The sequence below is a fragment of the Rhodohalobacter sp. 614A genome (assembly GCF_021462415.1).
Lineage (GTDB): Bacteria > Bacteroidota > Rhodothermia > Balneolales > Balneolaceae > Rhodohalobacter.
This window is the reverse complement of record NZ_JAKEDS010000001.1, coordinates 697,241-715,047: the sequence shown is the minus strand read 5'-3', so window position 1 is coordinate 715,047 and position 17,807 is coordinate 697,241. Positions and strand designations below refer to the sequence as shown.

Genomic DNA, 17,807 nt, shown 5'->3' with positions numbered 1-17,807 from the left:
TAAGCTATCGGTGTTTGCCAGTACCTTTAAGTAGCGAACCCTTGATCATAAATGGAAAATTTTCCCCGATATTTATTTGAATGATAACGGCAATCACGAAATTAGAAAAAATGGTCCAGAGTAGCAGTCTTGCCTGACAGAATACACCTTGAAAAGGCAAAAAAGTTACTGTCTGTTCTCAGGAAAAAGGTTTCAGAAATGAAAGAGATTTATAATTACTCAAGCCCAAGCTGAAAACGGTCTCTCAACTCCTGGATATAAATTCCGATATCGTTGCGCATCTCGAACAGGCGGCCATGAAATTTTGAATAGACAAGTGAAGTAATAAACGGCTCTCTCCTCATCTGCTGTAGATGGCTAAGGGCTGCATTGGCACTATAAAGTGCTTTTTTAGTATAAGCGATATTTCCACCCAGTACATCCTGTTCGAAACCAAAAGAGTAACCGCCGGCAAGCTTGGCCGTGATTTTTAAAACATTCGTAATAAACTCATGAATATGTTTGGTTTGCATTTGCGGGGGGACAATCTCAGCCCATTTCAGAACATCCACAGCGTAGGCGCGGGCTTCCTGGTAGATATCCAGATTTTCGATTGATCCGTAGTCGGAAAGGGTAAAATCATCACTTAATTCCTTCCATTCCTCACCATAGTCAAAATCATCTTCCTCGTCTTCTTCTTCGTCATAAAAAGGAAATGAAGAATCTTTGAAGAAAAAATCGTCATCTTCAAATTCGTCTTCATCATCTTCCCAATCATCTTCATCTTCGGGGAAATAGGCCTCATCAAGAAGAAGCTCCTCTTCAATGAATGCTTCAACAGCATCCAGTTCATCCATGCTTTCCTGGAGAAGAGTGATCCATCTTGGGGTTTTTCCTTTAGGGTCGGATGTGATAAAGCGGCGCAGTTGTTCGCTGCGTCGTTCAATTTCGTTCAGGTGAGACTCCCATTGGAATTCGTTCCATACGGAACCATCATCAAAACCGTCTGAGCTCATGCAGTGACGCTATATGATTAAGTGGTTAAAGCATTAAAAGAAAAGAATTGTTGAATTCCAATAGGAAAATACAATCTTTTCTAAAAAAATATCAGTACCTAATATAATTTACGTAATTATTCGTATCAAAGTATCAGTCTGTTTTCAATGTTTTAGGGCTCTGGTTTACCACGCCCTGCTTCATTGAATCTCTAAGCGTAATGCTAATTTATTACAATTTTTCCAGAACCCGGATCATGATTTTTGTCATTTTGGGTTCCGCCATTGCGGCTGCTTCTAAAATATCTTCAATGTTTACAGGTTCGAGTGCATCCGGGAAACATTCGTCGGTAATTGCCGAAATGCCTAAAACATCCATTCCCATGTGCACGGCAGATATAACTTCTGGAATGGTACTCATTCCAACCACGTCTGCTCCAAGTAGCCTCAAAAACCTGTACTCTGCTTTGGTTTCCAGCATGGGACCACTGACCGCCACATACACACCTTGGTGCATAGGAATGCTTTCTTCGAGAGCTACATTTTGGGCGATTTCCCGCAATCTTTCGGTATAAGGGTCACTCATATCGGGAAATCGAGGGCCGAGTTCATCATCATTTGGGCCAATTAACGGATTGTCACCCAATAAGTTGATGTGGTCAGAAATTAACATGATATCCCCTCTTCGGTACTGGGGATTCATGCCGCCACAGGCGTTGCTGACAAAAAGTGTATCGGCTCCGTTTTCTTTTAAAACACGAATGGGAAAAACGATTTGCTGCATGGTGTAGCCTTCGTAAAAATGAAAGCGCCCCTGCATAGCAACTACTTCCTTGTCTCCAAGCGTGCCGAAAAGTAGTTTGCCGGCATGGCTTTCAACTGTTGATACAGGGAAGTGCGGTATCTGATCATAAGGAATTTCGCTTTCTACGATCATTTCATCAGCAAGCTGGCCCAAACCGGTGCCCAGTATCAATAAATAGTTAGGCCGAAGGTCAGTTTCGGCCTGAATAAATTTCAAAGCTTCAGCTCGTTTTTCTCTAAACTGTTCTACAGAGTCAAATGCCATGATTCTTTAAAAAAATTAGTTTGTCAGTCAAGTTCATCAATAATGCTGTCAATTCTCTCAGCGCCGGGAATGTCACTGTCTTTAAGAAGATTAGACTTTTCCGGTTTTTGTGCCGGGCTTTTTCTTGACTCTTTTTTTGAAATGAATTCAGGCTGGTCCGGAACCGTAAAAAGAGATCGTTCATCATCGGAGAATTGATCTAACGATTCACGTGTATTCTCAAGATAAGACTTTATGCTTCTGATGATTTCTTCGCGTTTATCAATAAGTTGAATAATGCTTTGCCGAATTTCACGACGCTCCTGGTTTGCATCCTTTATAATAGCTTCGGCTTCCATTTCAGCTTTTTCGCGAATAATACTGGCTTCTTTTTTTGCACCGCTTAATTTCTCTTCGGCTGAACTCTTGGCTGTTTGAAGAGTTTCGTGGAGCGCTTCTTCAACACGTTCATAGTGTTTCAACTTGTTGTTCATCTTATCAACCTGGGTTTCCAGTTCACGGATCTTGCCAACCATATGTTCCCATTCGCTGGCTATAAGGTTCAGGTAGGATTGAACTTCGGCGGGGTCATAACCACGAAGAGATTTCTCAAACTGCTGCTGCTTGATCTCGAGTGCTGTTAATTTCATAGGGGATTTTTCTATAAGGATTCAAAAAAATGAACTCGCTTTGGAGTAATAAAATAGTGTGCGGGTTTAAAAACAAACGGTCCCCAAAATTAACAGTTATTGGTTTAACATATTGCGCAATTTTCCGCTTTCTTTAGAACTCTCTTTCTTTTTTTCGGTTTCAATTTCTATTTCAATGGCGCTTTTTTTCTCTTTTTCAGGAAGTTCTTTCTTGTTCGATTTTTCCCTGGCAGGTGGTTTCTCATCTGTAATAATAGCTTCCAGGTTGGAAAGTCTGCGGTCGGTCTTTTCTTTAAACTCCCTTAAAGCAGCTAAAAACTCCTGGTTTTCCGAAAGATTTTTAGACGATCCCTTTTTAACCCAAGCTTTAATAATGCTTCCAATAATTCCAAGGAATACGATTGAAACGATGCTTCCAAAAACGATGGCAACAATAAATACCTCTTCATTCATAATAGGCCTACATTATTGATTTAAAATATTTCGAAGTTTCGCAGTCTCTTCAATTTTCTTTTCGGGTTGAGGTTCGTCCTCAAATTCCAACTCAATTGTACGCTGCGATTTTCTTTCCTGATTGCCAGATGCTGTTACGGATCGTTCATCAGAAACGATCTCTTCCAGGTTCGACATTCTTCTCTCCATATTTTCCTTGAATTCGCGAAGAGCATCCAGAAATTCCTTGTTTTCAGAAAGATTTTTGGTTGAACCTTTATTGAGCCATGTCTTGATAATGCTACCCACCACAAAAATAAAAATTATGGCTACAATGCTGCCAAAAAAGATGGACATACCAATTAACTCATCAGGACTCATAACGCTATTGGTTTAACATGTTTCTGAGTTTTGAAGATTCATTGGCATCCTGTTCTTGAGTTTTTTCCTCATCAAGTTCCAGCTCAATTGCACTTTGCATGTTCGTTTTCTTTCCCTCATTAGCCTTCAGGGAAGCATTTCGTTTTCTTTCGGCATGCACAACATCTTCGAGGTTGGCAACCCGTTGATCTATATTTTCCTTGAACTCACGAAGTGCATTTATAAACTCTTTGTTTTCCGAAAGGTCCTTCCCATCCTTCCTTTTCATGGACGTGGTGATAATATTCCCGATAACAGAAACGGCTACAATAATGGTTACACAAATCATTATTATAATTGGGATCATCCAAGGTTCCAATAATTGTATAAATTCCATTCGTACTTACCCTTTAGTTTTTACGTGATCAGCTACTTTCTGCTGGTTTTCTTTTTTGGCGGATTCTTCATCATCAATTTCGATAAAGTCCCGCGGATTTGAATTGTTATTTCTGAAATCATCCGGATTTTGTGCGGCAATAGCTTCCAGGTTTTCAATCCTTTTTTTCATCTGTTGAACCAGTTTGCGAAGATCATCCACTTCCTCGTTCTGTTTGGTATTCGTTGATTGCCATTTAAGCTTGTTTTTTTGGTAGTCAATCAGGTATCCGCCAATAATAGCTGTAAGGATAATCAACGCAATGAAAGTGCCAGACATAATTTGGTCTATTTAAATGAAATTGGAAGTAAACGTTATAAGGTTACCTAAAACCATTCCCGCTCTGCTACTTTCAGTAAAATAAATTAATAAAAATCCCACGATTATATGTAACCGATCAAATCTGTAAATAGCAAGTCAGAGAGATGTATTTATTACGTTTGACGCGTTTAATAGTTGCGTTCGCCAAATATGGCTGTACCAATTCTAACAATCGTTGCTCCCTCTTCGATGGCTACATCAAAATCATTGGTCATTCCCATGGAAATATGCTGCAGGTTTACCGCTCCGTCATTTAAATGTTGATGTTCTTCCGATAACTGTTTCAGAAGTTTAAATTCGGGCCGGACAACTTCATGATCGTCGGTATATGTCGCCATTCCCATCAATCCGCAAACATTGGTGTGTTTTAGAGACTGGCCGTATTGAAGAATTTTTTCAAGATCTTCGGGAGCGCAGCCACTTTTTTGATCTTCCTCACTGATATTTACCTGTATTAAGGTGTTTATCGTCCGATTCTCCTGTGCGGCACGTTTTTCAATCTCTTTGAGGGCTTTCTTCTTGTGAACCGATTGAATCCAGTTTACCCGGTGCGCTATATATTTGATTTTATTGGTCTGAAGATTTCCGATAAAGTGCCACTGGATAGATTCATCGGGGATGGCCGTCATTCGGTCTTCCAGGGCTTTTGCCCGGTTTTCTCCAAAATGAAGTTGACCGTCTTTCAATAATTCAATGACATCTTCATCCGGCTTCAACTTGCTGACGGCAATCAATATAATTTCGCTGGGATCTCTGTCCGCTTTCTTGCAAGCATCGGCTATTCGGGTTTTAATGTTTTGGTATCGTTCGTGTATGGATTCGCTCATGGAGTAAAATTAACTGGCACGTTTTATTGTTGGCTCTTGTTGTACAAACAAATCAAAAAGTATTTCTAAAGAATTCAAAATTATCGCTTTGCTTTTAAAATCGATAATATAAAATGGTTGAAATCAATGAGGAGAGCATGCAAAGTTCATTCTTGCAGATTTATATTATGAGAGTTTAAATTGACGAAAAATTGTTTTTAATGGAATAAAATGATTCGTATTTTTAAAGTCTGTGGAAAAAACAATGATACACCAGCGAAAATCCAAACATAGGACAACCGCAGGGTTCAAATCCCGAAAGGCTGATTCTTCTTATCAACAAATTAAGGGGGGAGAACAGACTTGAACACTCAGGTGAGTCATATAACAAACTTTATACACCAATGGGCTCCCCCGGGTATAAAGATGAGTTATGATAATGTTGGGCTTCTGCTCGGCGACCCCAACGCACCGGTTTCCAAAATCTTAGTCTGCCTCGATGTAACTGAGCCTGTTGTTGATGAAGCCATCGACAAAAACTGTGAGCTCATTGTTTCTCATCATCCACTCATTTTCAACAAGATTTCCAGTATCAATCCTACCAATGAGGAAGGACGAATCATTTACAAAATGATTCGCAATAATATTGCCCTCCTGACCGCCCATACCAACTTAGATGCTGCCCTGGACGGAGTTTCTTTTGTGCTGGCAAATAATCTCGGTCTCGACAATCTCCAGTTTCTGGACAAAAGCTATAATATCAGCCGCAAAATATCTTTAACGACTGATTATGATGATACCGAAGCGGTTCTGAAACTTTTGAACTATTACTCAGCTGAAGAAGCTCATTTTTATGAAGTGGATGGCAGAAAAGACGGGCAAAAGAATTTCGAGGCCATTATTGACGAACACTACGTTTCCCAGTTAAGAAACGCTCTGGAAAAAGAAGGCCTGTTGAAAAAAGGAAGTTTCCAGGTGATGGAGATGTCCACGCCCACTAACAATTTTGGAATGGGGGTTCTCGGGTTTTATCCGGATGATGGTATTGCAATGAAAGAGTTTCTTCATCTTGTTTGCCGTGCGTTAGATGTACCCTCACTGCGGTATTCGGGCAGAGCAGAGCGAATTAAGAAAGTAGCGGTTTGCGGCGGTGCCGGTGTGAGCCTGAAGAGAAGAGCCCTTAAAGCCGGAGCGGATGCGTTCGTTACCGCAGATATTAAATACCACGACTACTTTATTGAAAAACCAAATTTTTTACTCGTAGACGCGGGGCATTACGAAAGTGAATTTCCAGTAGTTGAAGCCATCCGAAAAGAGCTGGCGGAAGCATTTGAAAACGTAGAAGTAGAGTCTACCGAAAACGTAACCAACCCAATGGAGATTTACGTCACTGAATTTGAAAATAAAAACATCTAAAACTTCTTAGACAATCCCATGCAAGAGGTACTCCAACAACTCGCAAATCTTCAATATATCGACAGCCGAATCGACGAAATCCGGCAGCTAAGGGGAGATTTACCCGAAGAGGTTCTTGATATTGAAACCAACATTAACCGGCACGAAGCTAAGATCAATCAGCTCGAAGAAGAAGCTGCTGAATTGACAGCCGAAAAGAAAAAGCTTGAGCTTGAAATTGAATCTTCTCTTGAAAAAACCAAGAAGTATGAAGAGCAGCAATTAACCGTTCGTAACAATCGTGAGTACGATGCCCTTACGAAAGAGATTGAAGCTCAAAAACAGTTCGTGGAAAATTCTACTTCAAGAATAGAGGAAATTGAAAAACGCCAGGAAGAGCTTGAAGAAGAATTAGCCGAGAACAAAGAAGAGCTGGAAAAAACGGAAGAGCTTCACAGAGAGAAAAAAGAAAATCTCGATGAAGTAATCGAGAGTACAAAAGCTGAAGAAGATAAACTTCTCGATAAACGCGATGAACTCGAAGAGGAACTCGACAGCAGATATGTTCGCAGTTATAACAGGCTTCGCAACGGACTTGCGAATGGAATTGCAGTCGTAGCGATGGAAAAAGGTGCAGCTTTGGGAATGGCATTGCCGCCGCAAACACAGGTGGAAGTTCGCCGTAAGAACAAAGTTATCATCGATGAAAACAGCGGCCGTATTGTAATTGATCCGTCGTTCTTTGATGAAGCCAAAAAACAGCTCAAAATTTAAAGCTGAAGCAGTATTGCGGTTAAGGTGACGTAATCTCCTTCTTATCAATAAGGCTGGGAAGATTGTCGCCTTCAATCACTCTATTCATTTCGTTCGCAATAACAGGTAATATTTCAATTTCTGCCGTCCGTTACCTACAAGTCTAAAGATTGTGTATCTTTAATAAAGAAGGTTTTCAGGCAATCGTCTTCCCGATTTTTCGGGAGGAAGGAAAGTCCGAACACCTACGAGTACTGTACTTCCTAACGGGAAGATCTCAGCAATGGGATAGAAAGTGCCACAGAAAACAAACTTCCCTTCCGATTTATTCGGGATGGGTAAAGGTGAAAAGGTGAGGTAAGAGCTCACCGCCCCGGTGGCGACATTCGGGGGCATGGTAAACCTTACAGGGTGCAAGTTCGCGCAGGTTGTGCGCCACTCGTCGCTATACAACCGGGTAGAATGCAACAGATCTCAACGGCAACGTTGAGGCCAGATAAATGATTGCCGCCCTCCCCGATAATTACGGGATAAGGACACAGAATTCGGCTTATCGAAAACCTTTAAAAAATTGGCTGTTTCACTTTGGTGGACCAGCCTTTTTTTGTTATTGGAACAAAAAAACGGGTTCTTTGTATGAATTAAACCATAATAAAAATACTTCGATGTAGTTAGCCAACTACACAAATAAACATGACCAAAAATTATATAATGAAATTATTTAAACCCGTAGCAGTTACGCTTGTATTTACACTTTTTGCAGCCGGATCTTTGTTTGCTCAGGTTCAACAGCAACCGCCTCAACAACCTGAGTTGCCTACTTCGGAGGATGTAAGTGATGAAGAAATTACGCAATTGGGAGATGCAGTAGAAGCTCTCGAACCTATTCAGGTTGAAACTCAAGAGAAAATTAAATCAGCGGTCGAAGAAGAGGACATTACTTTTGAACGCTTTCAGCAGATGATGATGGCAATGCAGAATCCACAGATGGCCCAGCAGGTTAATATTACTGCTGAAGAAAAATCCAAGATTCAGACTCTTCAGCCAACGTTGATGCAGATCCAGACGGAAGCGCGTCAGCAAATGAGTGCTAAAATTGAGGAAAATGGTCTTACCATGCAGCGATACCAACAAATTATCATGGGTGCGCAACAAGACCCTGAGTTGATGGCCCGCGTGGAAACTGAACTTGGTTTGGAACAGGAAGGCGGACCTGAAGGAGATGGCGAAGGATAATTAACCTTACTTATTAAACTTTATAAAAAAAGGCCTGATTCAGCTAGAATCAGGCCTTTTTTATTGTTTACAGATTTACGCTGTAATTCCCTTTAATTTTTCGGTCTAGTTCGCGGCGTACATCTTTTTCCTTGATATCTTCCCGCTTATCATACTGCTTCTTACCGCGGGCAAGGCCAACCAAAACTTTTGCATAGCCTCCCTTAAAGTATAGTTTCAGCGGAATGAGTGTAAACCCCTTTTGATTAATGTGTTTGTCAATTTCACGGATTTCTTTTTTTTTCAAAAGCAGTTTACGATCACGGCGCTCATCATGGTTGGCGTACGATCCGAATTTGTACGGCTTGATATACATATTCTTCAACCATACCTCTTCATTATTCAGATAGGCAAATGCTTCATTGAGGCTTGCTTTACCTTCCCGGATTGACTTTACCTCCGTTCCCTTTAAAACAATTCCGGCTTCGTATGTATCATCAATGTGATAATCATGGCGAGCCTTTCGGTTTTGAATGGTTGGCGGCGCGTTCGTATGTTGGCCTTTTTTTGCCAAAGTAAATCTGCTGTTTAAAAGAGTTAGAATAAGTTCATCAGGTAAAACAAGGTAAGGAGATTCTGATTCAAGTTCAGAATGTCAGTCTTTGCCCTAAATCTGAAAATGAATTAGTATTCAATACCCACTTCCCGCAAACCTTCCAGAACTTCCGTCTCCGGTTGGCGATCAGGAATGGTTTGATAAATCGAAAGAATCTGGTTGATATTGGTTAGGGCCACATCATTTTGTGGGTTGATTTTTAATACCTCGGTAAATTGCAAAAGTGCCTGGTTCATACGTGTTCTCATCTCGGTTTGATCGAATGTATTCATACTGTGAAGACCATAGTTGAGATGCGTTTTTTCCTGAAGCCGTTGAATATTTGGGTCGTCCTGATTTTCATTTTCCAGTAAAGAAAGGGCCGTCTCATACTCATTTTGTTGGATGAGCTGGTCAATTTTTTCCGGCAATGGAAGATTTTCATCCGTTACTTCAGGTTCAGACTCACCGCAGGAGATCAAGAGAAAAAGAAATAAGAAAGTGGAAATTGTAAGAAGTCTCATTTAGAAAGTATTTGGGTTTGGTTATAAAATTGATGTTGAATCAAAAAAAAATCTTTGAGGAGATTGGTTCTGACGTTTCAGTACAAGGTTTATTAATTCACAAAATAAATGGGGGTTGGGCTGATACAAAGTACAAATACCACCATGCTGATCCAGCCCAAGCGTTTCCGCCAGGGAGTCAACGGGCGTTCAAACAGAACGGGTGGATGTTCCATCTTAACAAAATAAACCAGGAAAAAGCTCCAAAAAACCCATATCAGTGATCCGGCCTGAGCGAAGCCGTTGGTAAAATAAAGGTACCCAACACTGGTAATCAGAGAAACGGCCCACATCGGCGCAATCCATACGTGATCTTTGAACAGTGCTTTTCGAAACAGGAATAAAAGGATGAATGCCCACAAGAGCACCGATAAAAATCCATAACCGGGATACCATCCATTAATGTTTATAAACAAAAACGGAATGGCCTCTAAACCGCCAAGTGTTGCGATGAAGCCAAAACAGATTCGTGCTACCGTCCGGTGTTTTTTGAATCCGATTAATGAATACAAAATGTGACCACCATCAAGCTGACCTATTGGCGTTAAGTTTAGCGCCGTAAAGAACAAGCCCAGCCATCCCGCAAATAGAAATGGGTAATGATACATTTCATACATGGGCGGAACGTCATTAAAAAAACTGGCAAGCAGAGAATATAGCAGTGTATTTCCCAGCATGATGGTTGAACCTTCCGGTGCATTTTCAATCTCAGGAGCTGTTTCGGGATAGGTTCCGGTTTCCTGAACATGGCTGATTACTGCTTCATGCCCGGCAAAATTTTCAATAAAACTTGGTTCGGGAAGTGTTGCAAACCCATATAGCAGAACAATCAATGAAACAACAAAACCCGCAATAGGCCCTGCGATACCAATATCAAATAACTTCTTGGTCTCCTGGATTTGCTCTTCAATTTTAATAACAGCCCCCATTGTGCCAATTCCAATAGGGATAGGGATAAAATAGGGAAGTGTGACCTTTACATTGTGATAAACGGCTGCAAAATAGTGCCCGAATTCATGCGTAGCAAGGAAAGCAAGTAACAGGCTTGCAAAGAGCGCTCCCTCTGGCCACATTTCCCAATAAGATTCAACCCCGGCGGTTTGTCCTACCCAAAAAAACATTCCTACGAATGTTACACTTGCAAACGTAGCAATAAACAGTGCTACGTGTTTGAGGATGGTCCACGCATCAGGCTTATTCTTGGGCTTCTTTTTAAATGTCGGGAATTCCTGCGTCTGGGTTTCTACTTCTGGGAATGGCAAATTACTTCAGGTTAAATCGTTTCGATTAAATGTCTGTCATGACAGATGGCTTCTTGATATTGGAAGGGTCATACAACGAGCACCCCCACGACCTCTGCAAAGTTCATGTCCCTCAAAGCTGATTGCGATCTTTCCGTCATTTTCAGGGTTAAGATCCCTGTTTTCAAATTCTTCAACAAATTCATATTGATTCATATGCTGATAGCCGTGATCTATCAACGCCTGAAAGGTTTTGGTGTTGCGGCCGTATCCAACGACAACCCCTGGAGCAAGCGCAAATAAATTGGCCCCGTCGGTCCATTGCTCACGGAACTGATCAATCCGTTTTTCGCCGCCACATTTAATAAAGTTAAATTCTTTTCCGGTCAACTCTTCGAGGGTTCCTTCAAGCGATTTACACTGGCGGCACTGCACAAAGTTTCCGTCTGAAAAGAGATCAACAACATTGTTTTCTTTCTCTTCGATAGATGGGGGAAAAACCACGCATTCTGTTTCATCCGCAAAAGTAAAAATGGTATCGAGATGCATGGACGATCGTTGTTTGGGAATATCTACAGCCAATACATGTTCCACTCCGTGATGTAAAAGCTGCTCGGCAACGCCCATCAATCCGCTAAAAGAAGTTCGCTCGCTCATGCCGATCAATACAATGTTTTCAGCGGCTACCAATACATCACCGCCTTCTATGGTTTGATGCCCACCAACCGTGATGGTATTGTTCTTTACGGCTTCAAATAATGGGTGGTGGCGAACAATTGTCCTCATCAACAAAAATTCACGTGCCCGGGCTTCTTTTGCTGCTCTTGAAAGAATGATCATATTCCCAACAACGGCGGCGAGATCGCGCGTAAATAAAAGATTAGGTGCGGGATGTAAATTAAAATTCCGTTCTCCAAGAGATCCTTCAGCAATGAAGCGGACGAAAGATTTGGGTTCCAGGCTGAGTAAATCTTTTTCGATGGTGTGAATGTTTTCGAATGGCAGTTCTTTGATCATTAATTCAATGAACTCGGCTTTTACATCCTCCGATTGAAAACACTCTTCAGCCAAATCAAGAATTTCGAATACTTCTCCGTCAGACGGCATGGCTGCATTGAAAATTTTGAGCATATCAAGATGCTCGTAACGGGCATCGCTTTCAAAAATGATGTCGTCAAAAAGAAGCTCCTCCTTCAAACTTGGATTCACCAAAGACACCTCATGACCGGGCGAGTGGACAATGACTCCGTGGAGGGTAGCTGTTTCGGATGGAATATTAATTTTCATCTTTCTGATAGTTCTGCGATTCGCAATGCAAAGATACGTTTTTTAAAGCACCTTTTTTAAAACTCTGCCACAGAAATTTCGTAGGGAAAAGAATAAAATCGAATTAAAAATTTATCTATGAAAAAAGTTCTTACTATTCTCGTTTTGCTCATCTGTTTTGTTGGAATACAAACTGCCGAAGCACAGCACGATCCGGATCTTAAATACCGGAAATTCCGGGTAACTCTGGTTCCCGGTCTCAGTACAAATGGTTTGGATGCCCACGAGTATTCGGCGAAATATTCTCTCAACATCCTGGTAGGTTATCATGGCGCTTTGGATGGATATGAAATCGGGATTGTAAATATCAACAAAAAATATGCAGAGGGTTTGCAACTGGGAGTGCTGAATGCCACCGGTGGAAATATGGCTGGATTGAATCTTGCCAGTCTTGTTAATTATGCACGCGAAGACATGCAGGGACTTCAATTTGCCGGACTTGGAAATATTTCAGAAGGATATGTTCAGGGGTTCCAGTTTGCCGGTTTGATTAATACGGGTTTGCAAGGCATCCAGGGTCTTCAGTTTGCAGGAATCGCGAACATCGGTGGTGGCGATATCCAGGGAATTCAAGGAGCAGGAATATTGAATGCCGGCACCGGAGATATGCAAGGAATTATGATGTCGGGAATCGGGAATTTCAGCACGGCCTACGCCCAGGGCATTATGATGTCCGGCGTACTGAATGTTGCAAACGATATGCAGGGCATCTCAATGGCAGGGATTTTAAACGTGGCGAGTGAAATGCAGGGCATCCAGATAGCCGGGGTTGCGAATGTTGCGAAGAGGGCCGAGGGTGTTCAGATCGGCTTGGTAAATATTGGCGATTATTTTGATGGTGTTCCCGTTGGGTTGGTCAGTTTATATGGAAACGGACGGAAGAATGTTGACATCTGGGTGAATGATGGCGGTTATACAAATTTTGGGCTGAAACTTGGAACCATGGATATTTATAACATGATTTCACTTGGTTACAATTCAGCGCTCAATGGCGAGGATCTCTGGAGTTTCGGTTGGTCAATCGGCGCCCATACTCCGCTTGAGGAAGCCTGGAATAATGATCGTTACAGAGGATATTTCCGAATGAAGGATTTCACCATTCAAAGTATTCAGGAAGAAGATGACGATATCTGGGAGAGCAGCATGTACAGCTTCAGGTATATGCTTGGAAAGGAAATTACCCGGGGATTTGGAATCTATGCCGGTCCGACTCTTAACCTGCTCGTTTCTGATGAAGAAGATGAGAAGGATTACACCTGGTATTCCATTATAGATACCGACAGGGGTGATCATAATTTTAAACTTTGGCTCGGTTTTACAGCAGGTCTTCAATTCTTTGGGAATTAAAACCTGATCGTTTGGATAGAAAAAAATTAGTCCCAAACTCTTCGATGGTTTTTGAGGACTTAAGTGATGATGGTGAGAAGCATTTCTCACATGTAAAATCATCCTGCTGTCAAAAAAGTCAGAATGCTTTGGTTTATGGATTTTAATGCGTAAATTTTTGACTGAACGTTTAGTCAATTAAAAATGAGTCCACGAACACCAGAGCAAAACGAAGAGATCCGCCAGCAAACCCGTAATCAAATTATAGACGCGGCCTTCAAACTGTTCGCCAATGAGGGATATGCAAAAACAAGTATCGCTGCCGTCGCCAAAAAAGCCGGCATATCCAAAGGCCTGATCTATCACTATTTTGATAGTAAACAAGACATTCTTGAGGCGATCTTCGATCAGTTGATAGAATTGGGTGAGGCGGTAACAAATTTTCCAAAAGAGTTTACGCCCGTCGATAAAATCCGCCAAACCCTGGAACGAACATTCGAATTTATCGAGACGGAAAGCAACACAGGAAGGCTGATGGTATCCCTGGCACTTCAACCGGAAGCATTTAGCAGTTTAAAAGCAAAGCTCGATAAAGTTCAGGAACAACAGTTGGATTTATACAAAGAGATCATGTGGGATTTGGGTTATGAGCAGCCAAAACTGGAAGCTTATCAACTTGGGGCCATCATGGACGGAATTCTGTTGGGGTGTGTGACGATGGGAGAGCATTATCCGTTAAAGGAGATGAAACAAAAAATACTGGAGGAATATGTACCTGATTAAAAAAGTAGCTGTCGCTGTTAGTTTATTTGGGTTGATGACACTCTCAGCCTATGCGCAAACAGCGCAGGAAATTGTGCAGGAAGCTTATGAGAGAATGGAAGGCGAAAGCTCCCGCGCGGAAATCACCATGCAAATTATTCGCCCGAGCTGGGAGCGAAGCGTGTCGATGAAAAGCTGGAGCCTGGGTGAGGATTACAGCATGATTCTGATTACCGCTCCTGCCCGAGATGAGGGTACGGCTTTCCTGATGCGAAACAACGAAATCTGGAACTGGCTGCCTGATGTTAACCGTACCATTAAAATGCCGCCGTCTATGATGAGTCAATCGTGGATGGGATCAGATTTTTCAAACAATGACCTTGTGCGGGAGTCCTCCATTGTAACCGATTATACCTATGAAATGTTGGGTGACAGCACGGTTAACGGGTACGATTGTTACAAAATTGAAATGATACCGAAACCCGACGCTCCAATTGTGTGGGCAAGGGTGGTCAGTTACATTTCTAAAGACGATTATCTTCATCTGCGGGCAGAATATTTTGATGAAGACGATTACATGTTGCGGGTTATGACAGGCTCGGAAGTACAAGAGATGGGCGGTCGTTTAATCCCCACAAGAATGGAAATGAACCCGATGGATGATGAAGGTCATAGTACAGTCATTATTTATGATGATATTGAATTTGAAATCGATGTGTCCGAGCAGTTTTTCAGCATCCAAAATATGAAGCGGGTTCAATAGAATTTACAAAAGTCATTGCGAGGAGGAACGGAGTGACGACGTGGCAATCTCATAGTTTAGGACAGTGTTTGGGGATTGCTTCATTTCATTCGCAATGACTATATAAGATTTGAATTTTAAACACACTCTATTAGTAAGAACAGTGAAATGAAAATTCCTTACAAAGAAATCTAAATGATATTGAAGGTATAATTACCTGTTTAATGATAAATGCTAACTGAACTCTGAAATGCTATACCTAAATCTGGCCTGGCGAAATATCTGGAGGAATAAACGGCGCACGATCATTACGATGCTCTCTATTATCGTGGCTGTGTTTCTTGCATCCGTGATGCGCTCGATGCAGGAAGGGCAATATTCAGATATGATCGAAAATACAGTGGGCACCTTCACCGGGTATATTCAGGTTCATGCCGATGGCTACTGGGATGACAAAACACTGGATAATTCGTTCATTGCTGCGGATTCCATCTATTCCAAAATCAAAGAAGAAGAATCCGTTCAAAATGTAGTTCCCCGGCTTGAATCATTTGCATTGGCTGCGGGTCAAAATCAGAGCCGTCCGGCAATGATTATGGGAATTGATGTGGAGGCAGAGAAATATTTAAGCAATCCCGAACGGCGCATACAATCCGGAACCTATTTTGAAAGCAATGACGAACAATCGGTCATTCTCGGCAGGGAATTAATGGAACGGCTCGACATTCAGCTCGGTGACAGCCTGGTGTTAATCGGCCAGGGATTCAGGGGACAAAGTGCTACCGGTTTGTATAGAATCAGAGGAACCATCGCTTTTCCAAATCCCGAACTCAACAGAAGCTTGGTGGTATTGCCCCTCAACACTGCACAATATTTTCTTGCAGCGGATGATCGTGTAACGGCTCTTTCCATCATCCTGGAAGATACCGATCAGGTAGAAACGACTGTGAATCGTTTGCAAACTAAGTTTTCGGACGAATTTGAAGTGATGGCATGGCAGGAAATGATGCCTGAATTGGTTCAAACAATTCAGGCCGATCGCGGAAGCGGGTTAATCATGATTGCCATCTTGTACATCGTGGTTGGCTTTGGAATTCTGGGAACGGTTTTGATGATGATTACCGAGCGCACATACGAGTTTGGCGTTATGATCTCCGTAGGAACTCCCCGCCTGGCTATTGCAGTGATGCTGGCCTTTGAAATTTTGTTAATGGCTTTGGTCGGTTCGGGGATTGGAATTCTGATTTCCATTCCAATCGCATGGTACTTCAATGTCAATCCAATTCAGTTTTCGGGAGATATCGCCGAAGTTTATCAATCCTATGGAATGGAAGCGGTCATGCAGTTTTCCACCGATCCGGTTGTGTTCTATACACAGGCTGTTACCGTGTTTATCATCACATTGATTTTTAGCGTAATACCATTGATTAAAGCCAGCAGGTTAAATCCCGTAGAAGCGATGAGGTCCTGATATGGTCGTGAATATCATAAAACTCGGGTGGAAAAATGTCTGGAGAAATCCGGCGCGCAGCGGGGTCGTGATCGTTGCCGTACTGCTTGGTACCTGGGCGGGCATTTTTTGTGCGGGTTTTTTCAATGGCCTGCTGGAGGATTACCTGCAGAACCAGATCGAATTGTACATCGGGCATATTCAAATTGAGCATCCGCAGTTTGGAGATCTTTATAATCCGAAATATTCCATTCCCGATAAAGACGAACTGATTCAAAGTTTGCAGGACGAACCATTCGTTGAACGGATTTCCGCAAAAAGTGTGGCAACCGGTTTGGCCCAAAGTCCGCACAGCAGCTTTGGGGTAACCATTTATGGAATCGATGTCGGCGCAGATACATCAGTAGCAATTGAACAGTACATTACAGCCGGCGCCATGCCGGACAGCACGGCTCGGAACCCGATTCTCATCGGCATAAAATTGGCCGAAAGGCTCGATCTGGATTTGAGATCAAGAATGGTACTCAGTTTCCAGGATGTTACCGGAGACATCACGGGAGGAGCATTCCGTGTAACCGGCATTTATGATAGTTTTGTCGACCAGATTGATGAAGGAAGTGTTTTTGTACTGCAGGAGGATCTCAATCGCCTGCTTGGAAATATGGATGCCATTCACAACATCAGAATTGATATCGAAGATCTTGCAATGGCTGAAACATATGCCGCTCAGATCCGCGAGGAGTTTCCCGATGTTGAAGTAAAAACATGGAGAGACATCGCCCCCGATTTGAGATATACTTTTGATATGATGGATCTCACACTGTACATCGTCATGATCATCATCATCATCGGTTTAGTATTCAGCATAATTAACACAATGTTAATGGCCGTTTTAGAACGTACACGCGAACTTGGAATGCTGAGGGCCATTGGCATGAACAAAGCAAGAACATTCAGCATGGTGATGATTGAAACCGTATTTCTGACGATGGTCGGGGCTCCGGTTGGATTATTCATAAGCTGGCTTTGTATCACCTATTTCGGGAATGTGGGAATTGATCTCAGCGCGTTTGCACAGGGGTTAAACCAGTATGGAATCGGAACGGTGGTTTATCCTTCGTTATCGTGGCCGTACTATGTAAACATTATGCTGATGATAGCTGTAGCTGCGCTTTTTTCTGCGCTGTATCCGGCCTGGCGAACGTTGAAACTGAAACCAGTGCAGGCCATCAGGAAATTTAATTGAAAACGTGTTTCAGGTTACGGGTCGTGTGTTTCGCGTAACCAGAAATCAAACAGATAAGTCATCATGAAAACAGTTGCGAGCCAATTAATAGCAATCAAACACAAAACCGCGAATTGGCAAAGTTTCATCCCGCAACATAAAACCCGCCACCCGTAACTCAACCGCC

General features: G+C 42.2%; 20 protein-coding genes and 1 other RNA gene. 9 read left to right on the top strand and 12 right to left on the bottom strand.

Annotated elements, in window-relative coordinates; genetic code table 11:
• Nucleotides 1–215: 215 nt before the first annotated feature.
• The 8 genes from L0B18_RS02810 to L0B18_RS02775 all read right to left on the bottom strand — a co-directional run bounded on the left by L0B18_RS02810 (nucleotide 216) and on the right by L0B18_RS02775 (nucleotide 5,048).
• Nucleotides 216–995 carry a hypothetical protein gene (locus L0B18_RS02810; protein WP_234567650.1) on the bottom strand — a complete coding sequence of 260 codons (780 nt, stop codon included), beginning with the start codon at nucleotides 993–995 and terminating at the stop codon, nucleotides 216–218.
• A 211-nt stretch (nucleotides 996–1,206) separates the two neighbouring features.
• Nucleotides 1,207–2,043: a purine-nucleoside phosphorylase gene (locus L0B18_RS02805; RefSeq protein ID WP_234567648.1), complete on the bottom strand. Its 837-nt coding sequence runs from the start codon at nucleotides 2,041–2,043 to the stop codon at nucleotides 1,207–1,209.
• A 23-nt stretch (nucleotides 2,044–2,066) separates the two neighbouring features.
• On the bottom strand, nucleotides 2,067–2,672 hold the full coding sequence (locus tag L0B18_RS02800) for a DivIVA domain-containing protein (protein ID WP_234567645.1): 606 nt from the start codon (nucleotides 2,670–2,672) through the stop codon (nucleotides 2,067–2,069).
• A gap of 96 nt (nucleotides 2,673–2,768) precedes the next feature.
• On the bottom strand, nucleotides 2,769–3,125 hold the full coding sequence (locus tag L0B18_RS02795) for a hypothetical protein (RefSeq protein WP_234567643.1): 357 nt from the start codon (nucleotides 3,123–3,125) through the stop codon (nucleotides 2,769–2,771).
• Nucleotides 3,126–3,137: 12 nt separating this feature from the next.
• On the bottom strand, nucleotides 3,138–3,485 hold the full coding sequence (locus tag L0B18_RS02790; RefSeq protein WP_234567641.1) for a hypothetical protein: 348 nt from the start codon (nucleotides 3,483–3,485) through the stop codon (nucleotides 3,138–3,140).
• Between the two features lie 4 nt (nucleotides 3,486–3,489).
• Nucleotides 3,490–3,861, bottom strand: coding sequence for a hypothetical protein (locus tag L0B18_RS02785; RefSeq protein WP_234567639.1), 372 nt, complete (start codon nucleotides 3,859–3,861; stop codon nucleotides 3,490–3,492).
• Between the two features lie 6 nt (nucleotides 3,862–3,867).
• Nucleotides 3,868–4,179, bottom strand: a complete 312-nt coding sequence (locus L0B18_RS02780; protein ID WP_234567637.1) for a phage shock protein B — start codon at nucleotides 4,177–4,179, stop codon at nucleotides 3,868–3,870.
• A gap of 170 nt (nucleotides 4,180–4,349) precedes the next feature.
• A complete protein-coding gene (locus L0B18_RS02775; RefSeq protein ID WP_234567636.1) occupies nucleotides 4,350–5,048 on the bottom strand; it encodes a YggS family pyridoxal phosphate-dependent enzyme in 699 nt (232 codons plus the stop codon).
• A gap of 354 nt (nucleotides 5,049–5,402) precedes the next feature.
• Here L0B18_RS02775 and L0B18_RS02770 point away from each other — a divergent pair, with 354 nt between their 5' ends.
• The 4 genes from L0B18_RS02770 to L0B18_RS02755 all read left to right on the top strand — a co-directional run bounded on the left by L0B18_RS02770 (nucleotide 5,403) and on the right by L0B18_RS02755 (nucleotide 8,411).
• Entirely contained in the window at nucleotides 5,403–6,443 is a 1,041-nt protein-coding gene (locus tag L0B18_RS02770) for a Nif3-like dinuclear metal center hexameric protein (RefSeq protein ID WP_234567635.1), read from the top strand.
• 18 nt (nucleotides 6,444–6,461) lie between these two features.
• Entirely contained in the window at nucleotides 6,462–7,196 is a 735-nt protein-coding gene (locus L0B18_RS02765) for a zinc ribbon domain-containing protein (protein ID WP_234567634.1), read from the top strand.
• A gap of 167 nt (nucleotides 7,197–7,363) precedes the next feature.
• Nucleotides 7,364–7,744: RNase P RNA component class A (gene rnpB / locus L0B18_RS02760), an RNA gene on the top strand.
• Nucleotides 7,745–7,886: 142 nt separating this feature from the next.
• Nucleotides 7,887–8,411: a DUF4168 domain-containing protein gene (locus tag L0B18_RS02755; RefSeq protein ID WP_234567633.1), complete on the top strand. Its 525-nt coding sequence runs from the start codon at nucleotides 7,887–7,889 to the stop codon at nucleotides 8,409–8,411.
• A 67-nt stretch (nucleotides 8,412–8,478) separates the two neighbouring features.
• Here L0B18_RS02755 and smpB read toward each other — a convergent pair whose 3' ends face one another.
• The 4 genes from smpB to L0B18_RS02735 form a co-directional block, all read right to left on the bottom strand.
• Entirely contained in the window at nucleotides 8,479–8,964 is a 486-nt protein-coding gene (gene smpB, locus L0B18_RS02750; protein ID WP_234567632.1) for an SsrA-binding protein SmpB, read from the bottom strand.
• Nucleotides 8,965–9,074: 110 nt separating this feature from the next.
• Nucleotides 9,075–9,509 (bottom strand): hypothetical protein, encoded by a 435-nt coding sequence (locus L0B18_RS02745; protein ID WP_234567630.1) that lies wholly within the window; start codon nucleotides 9,507–9,509, stop codon nucleotides 9,075–9,077.
• Between the two features lie 92 nt (nucleotides 9,510–9,601).
• Nucleotides 9,602–10,810, bottom strand: coding sequence for a site-2 protease family protein (locus L0B18_RS02740; protein ID WP_234567629.1), 1,209 nt, complete (start codon nucleotides 10,808–10,810; stop codon nucleotides 9,602–9,604).
• A gap of 36 nt (nucleotides 10,811–10,846) precedes the next feature.
• Nucleotides 10,847–12,076 carry an arginine deiminase family protein gene (locus L0B18_RS02735; RefSeq protein WP_234567628.1) on the bottom strand — a complete coding sequence of 410 codons (1,230 nt, stop codon included), beginning with the start codon at nucleotides 12,074–12,076 and terminating at the stop codon, nucleotides 10,847–10,849.
• A 117-nt stretch (nucleotides 12,077–12,193) separates the two neighbouring features.
• Here L0B18_RS02735 and L0B18_RS02730 point away from each other — a divergent pair, with 117 nt between their 5' ends.
• The 5 genes from L0B18_RS02730 (at nucleotide 12,194) to L0B18_RS02710 (ending at nucleotide 17,641) form a co-directional block, all read left to right on the top strand.
• Entirely contained in the window at nucleotides 12,194–13,462 is a 1,269-nt protein-coding gene (locus tag L0B18_RS02730) for a hypothetical protein (RefSeq protein ID WP_234567627.1), read from the top strand.
• Nucleotides 13,463–13,645: 183 nt separating this feature from the next.
• Complete coding sequence (locus L0B18_RS02725; RefSeq protein ID WP_234567626.1) at nucleotides 13,646–14,224, top strand: TetR/AcrR family transcriptional regulator; 579 nt, start codon at nucleotides 13,646–13,648, stop codon at nucleotides 14,222–14,224.
• Entirely contained in the window at nucleotides 14,211–14,966 is a 756-nt protein-coding gene (locus L0B18_RS02720) for an outer membrane lipoprotein-sorting protein (protein ID WP_234567625.1), read from the top strand. The genes L0B18_RS02725 and L0B18_RS02720 overlap by 14 nt, the downstream gene beginning before the upstream one ends.
• Nucleotides 14,967–15,195: 229 nt before the next feature.
• Nucleotides 15,196–16,416, top strand: a complete 1,221-nt coding sequence (locus L0B18_RS02715) for an ABC transporter permease (protein ID WP_234567624.1) — start codon at nucleotides 15,196–15,198, stop codon at nucleotides 16,414–16,416.
• A 1-nt stretch (nucleotide 16,417) separates the two neighbouring features.
• Nucleotides 16,418–17,641, top strand: coding sequence for an ABC transporter permease (locus tag L0B18_RS02710; RefSeq protein ID WP_234567623.1), 1,224 nt, complete (start codon nucleotides 16,418–16,420; stop codon nucleotides 17,639–17,641).
• Nucleotides 17,642–17,807 lie beyond the last annotated feature (166 nt).